Source organism: Grimontia sp. NTOU-MAR1 (genome assembly GCF_035758505.1).
Lineage (GTDB): Bacteria > Pseudomonadota > Gammaproteobacteria > Enterobacterales > Vibrionaceae > Enterovibrio > Enterovibrio marinus.
Window position 1 is genome coordinate 1,897,219 of sequence record NZ_CP142108.1, and the last position, 16,028, is coordinate 1,913,246.

Sequence of the window (16,028 nt, forward strand, 5' to 3'; positions counted from 1 at the left end):
CCATGAATTTTCGCCTAGACCTCAATGTTATTGAAGCGACGCCAAGCGAAAGCCGCTTTGCGTTAGTGCTTCATAACCTTTCTGAAACTAACATCCAGAACTGGCAGCTGACATTCAGCGCCAGCCGCTATGTGCTGCCAACGTCAGTGTCTCACGGCACCTTAAAACAGATTGGCAGTCTGTGTATTTTTGAAACGGGCGAACCTTTAAACGCAAACGATCATCTGTACCTCGAGTTCAGCCATCCTACCAAGCCTTTCTCTATGCATGATGAAGGCATTGGTGATGCATGTCTGTTGATCACTACAGAAGATGGCGTGAAGGCCGTGCCAGTTGAAACAACACCAATCAATCTCGGCACCCAAACACCAGAACGCCTTCCACTGACACTTCCGGAACCGAAAGCGATCAACCTGATCCCTCAGCCTAAAGCGTTGGTGGTAAAGCAAGGCCAGTTTACGCTGACTGACGACATCGCAATTCAATCTGACAGTGATATCAGCAAACCAGCTGCGCGTTGGCTGGCAGACGAGATGTCTCAACACCTTCGCCGTGATGTCACCATCAAGCAAGAAGCGCAAATCCGTCTGGTTCAGGACAACAATCTGAAGCCGGAGCACTACCGGGTAAGCGTAACCCTTCAGGGAGTAACGATTTCAGCATCTAACGAGGCAGGCTTTGCCCATGGTGTGGCGACCGTACTTCAACTGCTGCCAACACAGGCATCGCATCGTCACTATTTCGATTACGCCCTGCCATGTGTTGAAGTTGAAGACCATCCACGCTTTGGTTACCGCGGCATGATGCTGGACTGTGCACGTCACTTCCACCCAGTCAGTCGCGTGAAAAACCTTATCAACCAACTGGCTCGCTTTAAGTTCAACCATTTCCACTGGCACCTGACCGATGACGAAGGCTGGCGCATCCAGATTGATGCGTATCCAGAGCTGACGGAAATCGGTGCTTGGCGTGGGCCTTTCGAAAGCATTGAGCCTCAGTACACTTCGCTATCCAAAATCCACGGTGGTTTTTACACCAAGGATGAGATCCGCGACGTGATTGCCTATGCAGCAGGGAGAGGCATCACCGTGGTGCCGGAAATTGACATCCCAGGCCACTGCCGTGCGGCTATCAAATCCCTGCCACAACTGCTGGTTGAAGATGCCGATACCTCAGCTTATCGCAGCATCCAGAACTACAACGACAATGTGCTGAACCCAGGCCTCAAAGGCACTTACACCTTCTTGGAAACCGTTCTAAAAGAAGTGTGTGAGCTATTCCCTGCGCCTTACGTTCACATTGGCGCGGACGAAGTACCTGAAGGCGTTTGGATAGACAGCCCAGCATGTCAGGCCTTGATGAAAACCCACGGTTACAAAGACTTCAAAGATCTTCAGGGCCACGTTCTGCGTCACTGTGAAGATTTCCTCAGCACCAAAGGCAAACAAATGTTTGGCTGGGAAGAGGCCGTGTTTGGCAACAAAGTCAGCAAAGACACAGTGATCTTCTCTTGGCTCAACGAGCAATCCGGTCTCGACTGTATTCGCAACGGTTACAACGTTGTGCTTCAGCCTGGCCACGAAACTTACTTGGATATGGCACAAGACTACTCGGCTTGTGAGCCGGGCACAGACTGGGCCTGTAAGGTACCGCTTGAAAAAGCCTACCACTATGAGCCTTTCGCTAACTCAACCGTCACCACAGAAGAGTTTGGGAAAGTGAAAGGAATTCAATGCGCACTTTGGTGCGAGATGACCAATACCCAAAGCCGCTTCGAGTACATGATCTTCCCTCGCCTTCTGGCGATCGCAGAAGTGTGTTGGAGCGCCAAGGAACAGCGGGGCTGGGCAGATTTCCAAGCCCGTCTCAGCGGACAACTGCAATACCTTGATCGTCTGGGTATTAACTATCGTCGGTAATTACTTCAATTTTTTGAGATTTGTAGAAGGATATACGCCATGAAATACGGCTTCTTTGATAACGACAACCGGGAATATGTCATTACCCGCCCTGACGTACCGGCGCCATGGACCAACTATTTAGGTACAGAAAAGTTCTGTACTGTTATTTCACACAATGCAGGCGGCTACTCGTTCTACAATAGCCCTGAGTACAACCGCGTCACCAAATTCCGTCCAAACGGTACCTTCGACCGTCCAGGACACTACGTATACCTGCGTGATGACGAGACTGGCGACTACTGGTCAATCTCTTGGCAGCCAGTGGCTAAAAGCCTTGAAGAAGCGTCGTATGAAGTACGTCATGGCCTGTCTTACTCTAAATTCAAGTGTGAGTACAACGGCATCACCGCACAGAAAACCCTGTTCGTACCAAAAGGCGAAGACGCACAAATTTGGGATGTGACGATTAAGAACGACGGCGACAAACCTCGTACGATCAGCGCGTTCTCTTTTGTTGAGTTCTCATTCAGCCACATCCAGTCTGACAACCAGAACCACCAGATGAGCCTGTACTCTGCAGGTACTTCATATAACGAAGGCGTGATTGAGTACGATCTGTACTACAACACTAACGACCATGAAGGCTTCTACTACATGGCGTCCAGTTTCGACCCAGACAGCTTCGACGGTCAACGCGATAGCTTCCTGGGTATGTACCGCGACGAAGCAAACCCAATTGCACTGGAAAATGGCCGTTGCTCTAACCACGTTCAAACCTGTTACAACCACTGTGGTTCTCTGCACAAACAATTCGTTATTCAGCCAGGTGAAGAAGTTCGCTTCGTATTCTTACTGGGTATCGGTAAAGGTGAAGGCCAACGTTTGCGCGCGAAATACAAGTATATGGCTAACGTTGATGCAGCATTTGCTGACATCAAAGGCCACTGGGATGAGCGTTGTAACAAGTTCCAGGTAACCTCACCAAACAAAGGTCTGGACACCATGATCAACGCATGGACTCTCTACCAGGCGGAAACCTGTGTGGTTTGGTCTCGCTTTGCGTCATTCATCGAAGTAGGCGGCCGTACTGGTCTGGGCTACCGCGATACCGCTCAGGATGCGATATCTGTTCCTCATTCAAACCCAGCAATGACCCGCAAGCGTCTGGTTGACTTGCTGCGCGGTCAGGTGAAAGCCGGTTACGGTCTGCACCTGTTCGATCCAGACTGGTTCGATCCAGAGAAAGCCGACGTTAAACCATCTAAATCACCAACCGTTGTTCCAACCCCAAGTGACGAAGACAAGATCCACGGTATCGAAGACACCTGTTCTGATGACCACCTGTGGATTGTCCCGACCATTATTAACTATGTTCAGGAAACAGGCGAAGAAAGCTTCCTTGATGAAGTGATCCCATACGCAGATGGTGGCGACGCGACCGTTTACGAGCACATGAAAGCTGCACTGGAATTCTCTGCAGAATATGTGGGCCAAACCGGTATCTGTAAAGGTCTACGTGCAGACTGGAACGACTGTCTGAACCTAGGTGGCGGTGAGTCCGCAATGGTTTCTTTCCTGCACTTCTGGGCGCTTCAAGAGTTTGTAGCTCTGGCGAAGTACAAAGGTAATGACGCAGATGTTGCTAAATACACTGAGATGGCAGCAAACGTGCGTGAAGCCTGTGAACTGCACCTGTGGGATAACGAAGGCGGCTGGTACATCCGTGGCCTGACCAAAGACGGTGACAAGATCGGCACTGCACAACAAGCAGAAGGTCGTGTTCACCTTGAGTCAAACACTCTGGCTGTTCTGTCTGGTCTGGCGTCTCAAGAGCGCGGTGAGAAGGCAATGGATGCAGTAGATGAGAACCTATTCTCTGAGTATGGTCTGCACCTGAACTCACCATCATTCGCAACACCAAACGATGACATCGGCTTCGTAACCCGCGTTTACCAAGGCGTGAAAGAAAACGGCGCGATCTTCTCGCATCCAAACCCATGGGCTTGGGTAGCAGAAACCAAGCTGGGCCGCGGCGACCGTGCAATGAAGTTCTATGACGCACTGAACCCGTACAATCAGAATGACATGATCGAGAAGCGTGTGGCTGAACCTTACTCTTATGTTCAGTTCATCATGGGCCGCGACCACGAAAACCACGGCCGTGCAAACCACCCATGGCTGACAGGTACGTCTGGCTGGGCATACTTCGCGGTGACCAACTTCATTCTGGGTGTACAAACTGGCTTCAGCGGCCTGACTGTTGACCCATGTATCCCAACAAGCTGGCCCGGTTTCGAAGTTCGTCGTGAATGGCGCGACGCAACTTACAACATCAAGGTTGAAAACCCGAACAGCGTTAGCAAAGGCGTTAAATCAATCACTCTGAACGGTGAACCAGTAGAAGGTGCAATTCCTGAACAAGCTGCAGGCTCTGTGAACGAAGTGGTTGTTGTTCTGGGCTAATCACAAAAACGGGGCTGAATCAGCCCCGCTATTTGTCTGTTTCTAAAGGAGTTCAACCATGATCCAATTTGGTACCGGTGGCTGGCGTGCACTGATTGGCGAAGAGTTTACCCGCGATAACGTGCGACTCGTTGCTCAGAGCCTTGCCAACATCATGATCAATGAAAACGCTACTGAGCCGGGCTTTGTTATCGGTTATGACCGCCGTTTCCTGTCTGACAAAGCTGCAGAATGGTTTGCGAGCGTGCTAGCTGCAAACGGCATCACCGTTAGCTTTATCGACAAATATGTTCCAACCCCTATCGTCATGTTCAAGGCGAAGGAAATGGAAACCCACTACTCAGCATGTATCACCGCTTCACACAACCCTGCGGATTACAACGGTGTCAAAGTCTTTATCAAAGGCGGCCGTGACGCAGACGAAATCATCACTGCGAAGATTGAAGAGCAAATCAGCCAACTTCAACTAAGTGATGTGAAATCCATCGACTTCGAAGATGCGGTCGAAGCGGGCTCAGTCAAGATCATCAACCCGATGAACGAATTCGTGGATTCGATCATCAATTTCATCGACATTGAAGCGATCAAGAAAGCCAACCTGCGCGTGCTGATCGATCCTATGTTCGGTGTGGCGAAAAACGCCCTGCAAACCGTTCTTATCTCTGGCCGCTGTGATGTTGACGTTATCAACGACGGTGCAAACCCAGGCTTTGGCGGTTTGATGCCATCACCAAGTGCTGCAACGCTTTATCGCCTGAAACATTTGGTTGCTCATGAAGGTTACGACATCGGTATTGGTACCGATGGTGATGCAGACCGTCTTGGCATCATCGACGAGAAAGGTAACTTCATTCACCCGAACGAAGTCCTGTTGCTGCTTTACTACTACATGCTGAAGTACAAAGGCTGGAAAGGCTCAGTGGTACGTAACATCGCAACCACACACCTGCTGGACAAAGTCGCTGCAGACCATGATGAGAAGAGCTTTGAAGTACCTGTGGGCTTCAAACACATCAGCTCACAAATGGAAGCGGATGATTCTCTGATTGGTGGCGAAAGCTCCGGTGGCCTGACAATCCGCGGTCACATCAAAGGTAAAGATGGCGTATTCGCTTCAAGCTTGTTGGTGGAAATGATCAGCGTAACGGGTAAGAAGCTATCTGAATTGCTGGATGAAATCTACGGCAAGTATGGCTACGCCTACACAGCAGAAGGTGATTGCACGTTCAAAGCTTCCCTGCGCGAAGAGCTCTACAACAAGATTTATGTAGAAAAAGCGCTGCCAGAATTTGCTTATGAGATTGAAAAAGTCAGCTATGCCGATGGCCTAAAGGTTTACTTCAAGAACGGCGGTTGGGCATTGGCGCGCTTCTCAGGCACCGAGCCACTACTTCGTATTTTCGTAGAGTGGGAAGACAAAGAGACCGCAGAAGCACTCGTACAGCAAATCAAAGAGTTCCTATACGTTTGATGTCAAAAATGAACAGGTTAATCCACTAAATTGGCAACAATACTGTTCATTTCTGCAAACCGGAGGGTTTCTGCAACAAGGGTAGCTCAGCTACCCTTTCTTTTATCTGCTTAGGGTGCATTCACGGAGCAAAAGGTCACCAACAACCAACATGGCGTCATCCCCCTTGGTATATAAGCCTACAGAACTATCTTCTAGTTCATACTGCGCACCGGATGCAGAGCGAATACGGGGAAGTTGGTATTCAGCATCATTCACATGAACCAATGCATAATCAGACGTCACCATAGCACCAAACGTCTGATCACCCTCACAGGCATATTGGTAAGGTAATGATGAAGTACAGGCAAGCAACAGATATGTCGACATTGCTACGCTAAGTAATCTATTCATCGTTCTTTTCCATCACTGCGCTCTTATACACAAATAACCTGAAGATCCTGGATTCAGCATCTCTAAGTGGCTTGACTGTATCTATATTTCATCATGAATACAGAAATTCCCTTCACAGTACATTCTAGCTTGATCCAAGACGAGGCTTTGCTTCAAAACAAGATATTGAAGTTATGAAATTTGAATAGATTAACCAGCGAAAATAAAGGCGCATATTGATCGATATGTATAGCCATTTTTCTGTACATTGTGCGGTCAACAAAAATATTCTGTTGAAATGTCCTCCATTTCAGCTTCAATCGATGACCAAATTTGCAAAAGTAAAAGTCTTCCCTCGCAACTAATTGCCCTGCCTTTTTTCACCGTTATGCTCGTATTTTGTTTATTTCGCGTTAGAAATTAAAGGAGCAAACTGATGTTAAAACACGCTTTATTGGCGGCCGCTATTTCCGGAGCATTGGCGGCACCGAGTTATGCAGTCTCTTCGCAAGAGTTAATTCAGTTGGGCCAAGGTCTCGACCTGACGTACTCAGTCATCGATAACCAGCAAGATGAATGGCGTACGTTCAAAGGTGTCATTTCTCTCACCAATGACAGCGCAACCGCGCTACCATCGTCAGGATGGGCTATTTACTTCAGCCACATCCGCATGATCAAACCTTTAGCAACAGACACGCTTAAGGTTTCTCACGTTAACGGTGATATCTTCAAGATCGAACCTACCGCTTCTTTTTCTCCCCTCGCACCGGGACAGTCGCTTGATATCGAATTCTTATCCGAATTCTGGCAAGTGGCCAAAACCGACGTTATGCCAAACTGGTATCTGGTTTCCGACAGTGGTGATACCGCTCTGATTGCCAGCACAAGCAACACCATCAACGGAGAAGTGCCTACCAAGCCGGGTGAAGAGCTACCTTTCGTGTCTGATTTTGACACTGAGCTACAGTGGAAGCGCTATGGCGGCAGCATCACCGATTTCTACGACCCGTTCACGGCTGCCGATCGCTACGCGAAAAACAGCGATCTCAGCAAGATTGCTAACGCAAAGGGTGTTATCCCAACACCTGCTTCAATAAGCTTCGGGGAAGGCGATCTCACTATCGATCCATCTTGGGTAGTGGTTTACGACAATGGTTACCAAACCCAAGCTGAGTTTATCGCTAAGCAGTTTGGATTAACCGCAGCGCCTTGGTCTCCTAATCAATCCAAAGTGATTCATGTTGGCTGGGGGCAAGTCACCATTGATGGTAAAGCCAAGTGGGAAGAAGCTTACGAGTTGAGTGTATCCGCAGCAGAAGAAAAGATTGAGATCAACGCTGTTGATGCCGCAGGTGCCTTGTATGCTGCACAATCACTTATTCAATTAACAGACAACGGCACTGTGCCTGAAGCGTCAATCGCTGATGCCCCACGCTTTGCTTACCGTGGACTTTCCATTGACGCAGCACGTAACTTCCGCAGCAAAGAGTCTGTATTGGAGTTACTCGACCAGATGGCTGCGGTAAAACTGAATAAACTGCACCTTCGCCTGAGTGACGATGAAGCATGGCGTATTGAAATCCCAGAGCTGCCAGAACTCGCTGATGTTGGCTCAAAGCGTTGTCATGACCTCACTGAAACCACGTGTGTACTGCCATTCCTTGGCGCTGGCCCTGATGGCACAGCCGAATCCAATGGCTTCTACACCCAGGCTGACTACAAGGAAATCCTGGCCGCTGCAAAAGCGCTGAGCATTGAGGTGATCCCAGAAGTTGATATGCCGGGCCACGCGCACGCCGCTATCAAAGCGATGGACACACGCTATGAGAAATTTGCCGCGCAAGGTGATTTGGTCAAAGCCAATGAGTTCCGCCTGAGCGATCCTGATGACACCACAGAATATCTGTCAGTACAGATGTTCACTGATAACGCCATGAACGTTTGTATGGAATCAACCTACAACTTCGTTGATACCGTTGTTGGTTCATTAGTTGCCCTTCACCAGGACATTCAACCACTCAAAACCTTCCACTTCGGTGGTGATGAAATCGCTGGTGCATGGAAAGACTCTCCTGTCTGTCAGGCATTCCTTGCGAATAATAGCCATGGCATCTCTACCATTGACGAACTAAGCCAATACTTCGTTGAACGTATCTCTGCCATTACGGCGAACCACAACCTTGATCTGGGTGGTTGGGAAGATGGCCTGATGCACAACAACAAAGTTTACCCACGTGGTGAAATGGTGAACGCGCAGGTGACCGGTAATGCATGGCAGAACATCTGGGAATGGGGCGTTGCAGACCGCGCTTACAATCTTGCCAACAATGGCTATGGCGTGATTTATAACCAAGCAACTCACTTCTACTTCGATCACCCGCATGAGCCAGATCCAGAAGAGCGCGGTTATTACTGGGCGCCACGTTTCACTGACACCCGTAAGTCATTCGGCTTTATGCCAGATGATTTGTACGCGAACGCTGACTTTACCCGTGCTGGCGCGCCAATCACTAAAGAAGAAGTCCTCAACGCAGCTGGTGTGAAAACGCTTGAGCGTCCTGAAAACGTTCTGGGTCTTCAAGGCTCTATCTGGAGTGAAACTATCCGTACAGAAGCACAGTTCGAAGGCATGACCTTCCCTCGCGCAATCGCGTTGGCAGAGCGTGCTTGGCATTCGGCATTATGGGAAGCTCACGATGCAGACGGCAAGTTGGTTGATGAGGCGGCACGTAATGCTGGCTACAATCAGTTCGCAAACCTTGTTGCGAAAAACATCATGCCTAGTCTGGAAGAAGGCGGTATCGCCTTTAACCTGCCAGTACCTGGCGGCATCATCGAAGCTGGCGTATTGAAAGCGAACAGTGCTTTTCCTGGCCTAGCGATTGAATACTCCGTTGACAATGGTCAAAGTTGGCAAGCCTATGATGCGAATCAAGCGCCGGCAGTGACTAGTGCACTTATCCGCACTGTATCAGGAGATCGCTCAAGCCGAGTTGCTGAAGTGAACTAGTTCTTCATCTAGCTATATACGTCAAAAGGCCATTCTTACGGATGGCCTTTTTGTTGCGTGTCGAACAGTTGTTGTGTCATTAGCTATGGTGAACATGGAAAGTGGCAGATGCAAAAAAGCCCTGACCGTCAGGTCAGGGCTTTTTCTACTTTTTGTCTTCACTTTTTCAAAAAGTGAAAGAAAATTGGAAGCCTGGCGATGTCCTACTCTCACATGGGGAGACCCCACACTACCATCGGCGCTGTTACGTTTCACTACTGAGTTCGGCATGGAGTCAGGTGGGTCCATAACGCTATGGTCGCCAAGCAAATTCTGTGGCTTTATCCCGCTGGCTATAAAGCACGCTAGCGGCGTTACTTTGCTCCCTCACTCGGTCATGTACAGTCGTACACTCCCTCGCTCGGCTCACAAAATGCCTTGCTTTCGTACTTTATCCCTGCGCTGTTTTGGCGCTAGCTGGATAAATCCATCATCTGAAAAGTGACTGTCTTTGTTCTCGTTCTTACACATTCAATGTTCTCTCTGAGTCCGTCAAAACCCCTTGGGTGTTGTATGGTTAAGCCTCACGGGCAATTAGTATCAGTTAGCTCAACACCTCGCAGCGCTTACACACCTGACCTATCTACGTCGTCGTCTCCAACAACCCTTTAGAGGACTTTAAGTCCTAGGGATGACTCATCTTGAGGCTCGCTTCCCGCTTAGATGCTTTCAGCGGTTATCGATGCCGAACTTAGCTACCGGGCAATGCCACTGGCGTGACAACCCGAACACCAGAGGTTCGTCCACTCCGGTCCTCTCGTACTAGGAGCAGCCCCTCTCAATCATCCAACGCCCACGGCAGATAGGGACCGAACTGTCTCACGACGTTCTAAACCCAGCTCGCGTACCACTTTAAATGGCGAACAGCCATACCCTTGGGACCGACTTCAGCCCCAGGATGTGATGAGCCGACATCGAGGTGCCAAACACCGCCGTCGATATGAACTCTTGGGCGGTATCAGCCTGTTATCCCCGGAGTACCTTTTATCCGTTGAGCGATGGCCCTTCCATTCAGAACCACCGGATCACTATGACCTGCTTTCGCACCTGCTCGAACCGTCATTCTCGCAGTCAAGCGGGCTTATGCCATTGCACTAACCTCACGATGTCCGACCGTGATTAGCCCACCTTCGTGCTCCTCCGTTACGCTTTGGGAGGAGACCGCCCCAGTCAAACTACCCACCAGGCACTGTCCTCAACCCCGATAAGGGGCCCAAGTTAGAACATCAAACATACAAGGGTGGTATTTCAAGGTCGGCTCCACACAAACTGGCGTCTGTGTTTCAAAGCCTCCCACCTATCCTACACATGTAGGCTCAATGTTCAGTGCCAAGCTGTAGTAAAGGTTCACGGGGTCTTTCCGTCTAGCCGCGGGTACACAGCATCTTCACTGCGATTTCAATTTCACTGAGTCTCGGGTGGAGACAGCGTGGCCATCATTACGCCATTCGTGCAGGTCGGAACTTACCCGACAAGGAATTTCGCTACCTTAGGACCGTTATAGTTACGGCCGCCGTTTACCGGGGCTTCGATCAAGAGCTTCGACCGAAGTCTAACCCCATCAATTAACCTTCCGGCACCGGGCAGGCGTCACACCGTATACGTCATCTTTCGATTTTGCACAGTGCTATGTTTTTAATAAACAGTTGCAGCCACCTGGTATCTGCGACTGCCCTCAGCTCCATCCGCAAGGGACTTCACCATGGGCAGCGTACCTTCTCCCGAAGTTACGGTACCATTTTGCCTAGTTCCTTCACCCGAGTTCTCTCAAGCGCCTTGGTATTCTCTACCCGACCACCTGTGTCGGTTTGGGGTACGGTTCCTGATAACCTGAAGCTTAGAGGCTTTTCCCGGAAGCATGGCATCAATGACTTCATCACCGTAGTGACTCGACATCGTGTCTCAGTGTATAGCGTCCCGGATTTGCCTAAGACACCCACCTACGCACTTGAACCTCGACAACCGTCGCGAGGCCCACCTAGCCTTCTCCGTCCCCCCATCGCAGTTATCAGCAGTACGGGAATATTAACCCGTTTCCCATCGACTACGCCTTTCGGCCTCGCCTTAGGGGCCGACTTACCCTGCCCCGATTAACGTTGGACAGGAACCCTTGGTCTTCCGGCGAGGAGGTTTTTCACCCCCTTTGTCGTTACTCATGTCAGCATTCGCACTTCTGATACCTCCAGCAGCCCTTACAGACCACCTTCTACGGCTTACAGAACGCTCCCCTACCCAGATATAAATATCTGCCGCAGCTTCGGTGTATCGCTTAGCCCCGTTACATCTTCCGCGCAGGCCGACTCGACCAGTGAGCTATTACGCTTTCTTTAAATGATGGCTGCTTCTAAGCCAACATCCTGGCTGTCTGAGCCTTCCCACATCGTTTCCCACTTAGCGATAACTTGGGGACCTTAGCTGGCGGTCTGGGTTGTTTCCCTCTCCACGACGGACGTTAGCACCCGCCGTGTGTCTCCCGGATAGTACTTACTGGTATTCGGAGTTTGCAAAGGGTTGGTAAGTCGGGATGACCCCCTAGCCTTAACAGTGCTCTACCCCCAGTAGTATTCGTCCGAGGCGCTACCTAAATAGCTTTCGGGGAGAACCAGCTATCTCCGAGTTTGATTGGCCTTTCACCCCTAGCCACAAGTCATCCGCTAATTTTTCAACATTAGTCGGTTCGGTCCTCCAATTGATGTTACTCAATCTTCAACCTGCCCATGGCTAGATCACTCGGTTTCGGGTCTACGTCATGCAACTCATCGCCCAGTTAAGACTCGGTTTCCCTACGGCTCCCCTATGCGGTTAACCTTGCTACATAACGTAAGTCGCTGACCCATTATACAAAAGGTACGCAGTCACCTAACACGTAGGCTCCCACTGCTTGTACGTACACGGTTTCAGGTTCTGTTTCACTCCCCTCACAGGGGTTCTTTTCGCCTTTCCCTCACGGTACTGGTTCACTATCGGTCAGTCAGGAGTATTTAGCCTTGGAGGATGGTCCCCCCATCTTCAGACAAGATAACACGTGTCCCGTCCTACTCGTTTTCACGTTAAATAAGCCGTCGTGTACGGGGCTATCACCCTGTATCGCGCCACTTTCCAGAGGCTTCCACTAACTCATAAAACGCTTAAGGGCTAATCCGGGGTCGCTCGCCGCTACTGCCGGAATCTCAATTGATTTCTTTTCCTTCGGGTACTTAGATGTTTCAGTTCCCCGAGTTCGCCTCCACACACCTATGTATTCAGTGTGGGATACTGGCTTATGCCAGTGGGTTTCCCCATTCGGACATCCCAGATTCAAATGGCTGTTACTGCCTTATCTGGGCTTATCGCAAGTTACTACGTCCTTCATCGCCTCTGACTGCCAAGGCATCCACCGTGTACGCTTAGTCACTTAACCATACAACCCCAAGAGGTTTCGTAGGTTTAAACAACCAAGGTGTTCTTATAAGAACATGTTCACCCTTTTTGCCTCTGCTTTTTCTTAAAAAGCGGAAACATAAAGCGATGAACGATTTCGCCGGACTCAAATATTGTTCATCACTTCCTAGGAGAAGGATGAAACCAAGAACATTTGAATGTGTTTGGTGTTAATTCCGAAGAATCAACATTTGAGAACTTTTACAAACAAACTGAATCAGTTTGTTTAGTCAGCTTTCCAGATTTTTAAAGAGCATTTCTCTTTCGAGAACAGCGCAAAAAGCGCTAATCAATGACAGCGTCATTCATTAGGGCTTTTTACCTTCTTTATCATTTCGACCATAGCAATCTGTGTGGACACTAGCATTAATAGTATCGTTAAGGAGGTGATCCAGCCCCAGGTTCCCCTAGGGCTACCTTGTTACGACTTCACCCCAGTCATGAACCACACCGTGGTAAACGCCCTCCCGAAGGTTAAGCTATCTACTTCTGGTGCAGCCCACTCCCATGGTGTGACGGGCGGTGTGTACAAGGCCCGGGAACGTATTCACCGTGGCATTCTGATCCACGATTACTAGCGATTCCGACTTCATGGAGTCGAGTTGCAGACTCCAATCCGGACTACGACATACTTTCTGGGATTCGCTTCACATCGCTGTCTCGCTGCCCTCTGTATATGCCATTGTAGCACGTGTGTAGCCCTACTCGTAAGGGCCATGATGACTTGACGTCGTCCCCACCTTCCTCCGGTTTATCACCGGCAGTCTCCCTGGAGTTCCCGACAACCCGCTGGCAAACAAGGATAAGGGTTGCGCTCGTTGCGGGACTTAACCCAACATTTCACAACACGAGCTGACGACAGCCATGCAGCACCTGTCTCACAGTTCCCGAAGGCACACCAGAATCTCTTCCGGCTTCTGTGGATGTCAAGAGTAGGTAAGGTTCTTCGCGTTGCATCGAATTAAACCACATGCTCCACCGCTTGTGCGGGCCCCCGTCAATTCATTTGAGTTTTAATCTTGCGACCGTACTCCCCAGGCGGTCTACTTAACGCGTTAGCTCCGAAAGCCACAGTTCTAGACTACAGCCTCCAAGTAGACATCGTTTACGGCGTGGACTACCAGGGTATCTAATCCTGTTTGCTCCCCACGCTTTCGCATCTGAGCGTCAGTCTTTGTCCAGGGGGCCGCCTTCGCCACCGGTATTCCTTCAGATCTCTACGCATTTCACCGCTACACCTGAAATTCTACCCCCCTCTACAAGACTCTAGCCTGCCAGTTCAAAATGACTTTCCCAGGTTAAGCCCGGGGCTTTCACATCTTGCTTAACAGACCGCCTGCATGCGCTTTACGCCCAGTAATTCCGATTAACGCTCGCACCCTCCGTATTACCGCGGCTGCTGGCACGGAGTTAGCCGGTGCTTCTTCTGCCGCTAACGTCAAACACTGCACGTATTAGGTACAATGCCTTCCTCACGGCTGAAAGTGCTTTACAACCCGAAGGCCTTCTTCACACACGCGGCATGGCTGCATCAGGCTTGCGCCCATTGTGCAATATTCCCCACTGCTGCCTCCCGTAGGAGTCTGGACCGTGTCTCAGTTCCAGTGTGGCTGATCATCCTCTCAAACCAGCTAGGGATCGTCGCCTTGGTGAGCCTTTACCCCACCAACTAGCTAATCCCAACTGGGCCCATCCGGTAGCGAGAGGCCATAAGGTCCCCCTCTTTGGTCCAAAGACATCATGCGGTATTAGCCACCGTTTCCAGTGGTTATCCCCCTCTACCAGGCAGGTTCCCAGCCATTACTCACCCGTCCGCCGCTCGCCGCCCAATAAATCATCCGAAGAATCTTTATTGTCGCTGCCGCTCGACTTGCATGTGTTAGGCCTGCCGCCAGCGTTCAATCTGAGCCATGATCAAACTCTTCAATTAAAGTTTTTGGCTCGATGAAATACTGTTGTTGTTTTGTCTCCGCTTTTTAAAAAGCAGAAGCAAAACGAATTGACTGTGCCGATAACTCCGAAGAGTTTTCGTTTGGTCACTCAGTAAACATCGATAAATCTTTTGTCTATCAACTACGAGTGCCCACACAGATTGCATAGGTCAAATTGTTAAAGAACGTTGACTTGGTAGCTTGCTCTGCGAGCCGCTTGCCGTGTCGATGGGGCGCATTATAGAGAGTTTACTTTCATTGGCAATAGCCAAAACCAAATAATTTTAAAAAATCGAGTTAAATGGTCACAAAGCCAGCAAAAACAGCGAAAATGATCATTTATCCAGCAACTTTCACCCAAAAGGCGTAAAGAAAAATGAAATGAAGCATGCCTCCACCCCGATAAACCGTCGAGATTCTGTTTAAGAAGTCGCAGATGAGCCAAACAATCACAGGTCTCTTCCTTATCACTGATAATTAGAACGAAAGTGCTGAGGAACAAAGCATCACTAAATGGGAGTTAGGGTAAAGAAACGGAATAATGAGGAATTTTTAGAGTCGCAATAGAAAAACATAAAACGAAAAAAGCCCCAGTCTTTCGACTGGGGCTCTTCCGGAAGTTGGTGCCCGGGGCCGGACTTGAACCGGCACAGTTATTCACCGGCGGATTTTGAATCCGCTGCGTCTACCAATTTCGCCACCCGGGCAAGTGCGAGCAATTATACGCAAGCAATGGGTTGAAGCAAGCCTATAATTCACAAAACCTTCTCGATCGGTTCTTTTTTCACCACAGTGATATAAACACGCGCTATCTGCCCTATTTTTACGCATTCAACACTGTCGATGAGGCTGGTAAACTACACACAGTACTCATTTCTAGGACAGAACAATGGCTCAATCATCGACACAGTACAGCGTACCCAAGGGTGCTAGCTTTTTCCGACGTTTCGGCGCCTGGCTTTATGACTTTCTTGTCCTCATCGCCGTGGAGATGTTAGCAATCGCATTAGTCGTCGGTGCCGTGGCTATCGCCGTGCAGCTGGGGCTTTCCATTGATGGCTATGAAGATGTCAGCGATTACCTGACACGCAATCCTGCAATCAGTCCTTTCTTTACTATCTATGTGTTTACTATTGCAGCTGGCTTTTATGGTTACTTCTGGACCCGAGCAGGACAGACAGTGGGGATGAAAGCATGGAAGCTTAAAGTCGTCAGCGAGTTTGGTGGGAACATTACCTTTACACAAGCGCTTATCCGAATGGCGACGTCTTGTTTGGGTATTGGTAACCTGCTGGCTCTGTTTGACCGAAACAATCGCGCGTTTCAGGATCACTTCTCGAACAGTCAGGTGATTAAGGTCAATACGATTAAATAGGTCGACCGAATGCTACTAATAAAGAGGGAGCCAACAGGTCCCCTCT

Annotated in this window: 6 protein-coding genes, 1 tRNA gene and 3 rRNA genes; 5 read left to right on the plus strand and 5 right to left on the minus strand. The window is 49.6% G+C overall.

The window, feature by feature from the left end:
• Positions 1-2: 2 nt before the first annotated feature.
• The 3 genes from VP504_RS08620 to VP504_RS08630 are packed head-to-tail and all read left to right on the plus strand — an operon-like array spanning position 3 to position 5,835.
• A complete protein-coding gene (locus VP504_RS08620; RefSeq protein WP_325893898.1) occupies positions 3-1,919 on the plus strand; it encodes a beta-N-acetylhexosaminidase in 1,917 nt (638 codons plus the stop codon).
• A 39-nt stretch (positions 1,920-1,958) separates the two neighbouring features.
• A complete protein-coding gene (locus VP504_RS08625) occupies positions 1,959-4,364 on the plus strand; it encodes a GH36-type glycosyl hydrolase domain-containing protein (protein WP_325893899.1) in 2,406 nt (801 codons plus the stop codon).
• A 58-nt stretch (positions 4,365-4,422) separates the two neighbouring features.
• Positions 4,423-5,835 (plus strand): phosphoglucomutase/phosphomannomutase family protein, encoded by a 1,413-nt coding sequence (locus tag VP504_RS08630; RefSeq protein WP_325893900.1) that lies wholly within the window; start codon positions 4,423-4,425, stop codon positions 5,833-5,835.
• A 102-nt stretch (positions 5,836-5,937) separates the two neighbouring features.
• Here the strand turns inward: VP504_RS08630 and VP504_RS08635 are convergent, their stop codons facing one another.
• Complete coding sequence (locus VP504_RS08635; RefSeq protein ID WP_325893901.1) at positions 5,938-6,228, minus strand: MliC family protein; 291 nt, start codon at positions 6,226-6,228, stop codon at positions 5,938-5,940.
• A 415-nt stretch (positions 6,229-6,643) separates the two neighbouring features.
• Here VP504_RS08635 and VP504_RS08640 point away from each other — a divergent pair, with 415 nt between their 5' ends.
• Positions 6,644-9,217, plus strand: a complete 2,574-nt coding sequence (locus VP504_RS08640) for a family 20 glycosylhydrolase (protein WP_325893902.1) — start codon at positions 6,644-6,646, stop codon at positions 9,215-9,217.
• 190 nt (positions 9,218-9,407) lie between these two features.
• On the opposite strand, the gene rrf is transcribed toward VP504_RS08640, so the two are convergent.
• The 4 genes from rrf to VP504_RS08660 all read right to left on the minus strand — a co-directional run bounded on the left by rrf (position 9,408) and on the right by VP504_RS08660 (position 15,314).
• Positions 9,408-9,523: ribosomal RNA gene (gene rrf, locus VP504_RS08645) — 5S ribosomal RNA — on the minus strand.
• A 246-nt stretch (positions 9,524-9,769) separates the two neighbouring features.
• Positions 9,770-12,656, minus strand: a 23S ribosomal RNA gene (locus VP504_RS08650).
• A gap of 399 nt (positions 12,657-13,055) precedes the next feature.
• Positions 13,056-14,606 (minus strand): 16S ribosomal RNA (locus VP504_RS08655).
• Together the 16S, 23S and 5S rRNA genes form the textbook arrangement of a ribosomal RNA operon.
• Before the next feature lie 622 nt (positions 14,607-15,228).
• Positions 15,229-15,314: transfer RNA gene (locus VP504_RS08660), tRNA-Leu, on the minus strand.
• 182 nt (positions 15,315-15,496) lie between these two features.
• Between VP504_RS08660 and VP504_RS08665 the strand changes: the two genes are divergently transcribed.
• A complete protein-coding gene (locus VP504_RS08665) occupies positions 15,497-15,982 on the plus strand; it encodes an RDD family protein (RefSeq protein WP_325893903.1) in 486 nt (161 codons plus the stop codon).
• Positions 15,983-16,028: the final 46 nt, after the last annotated feature.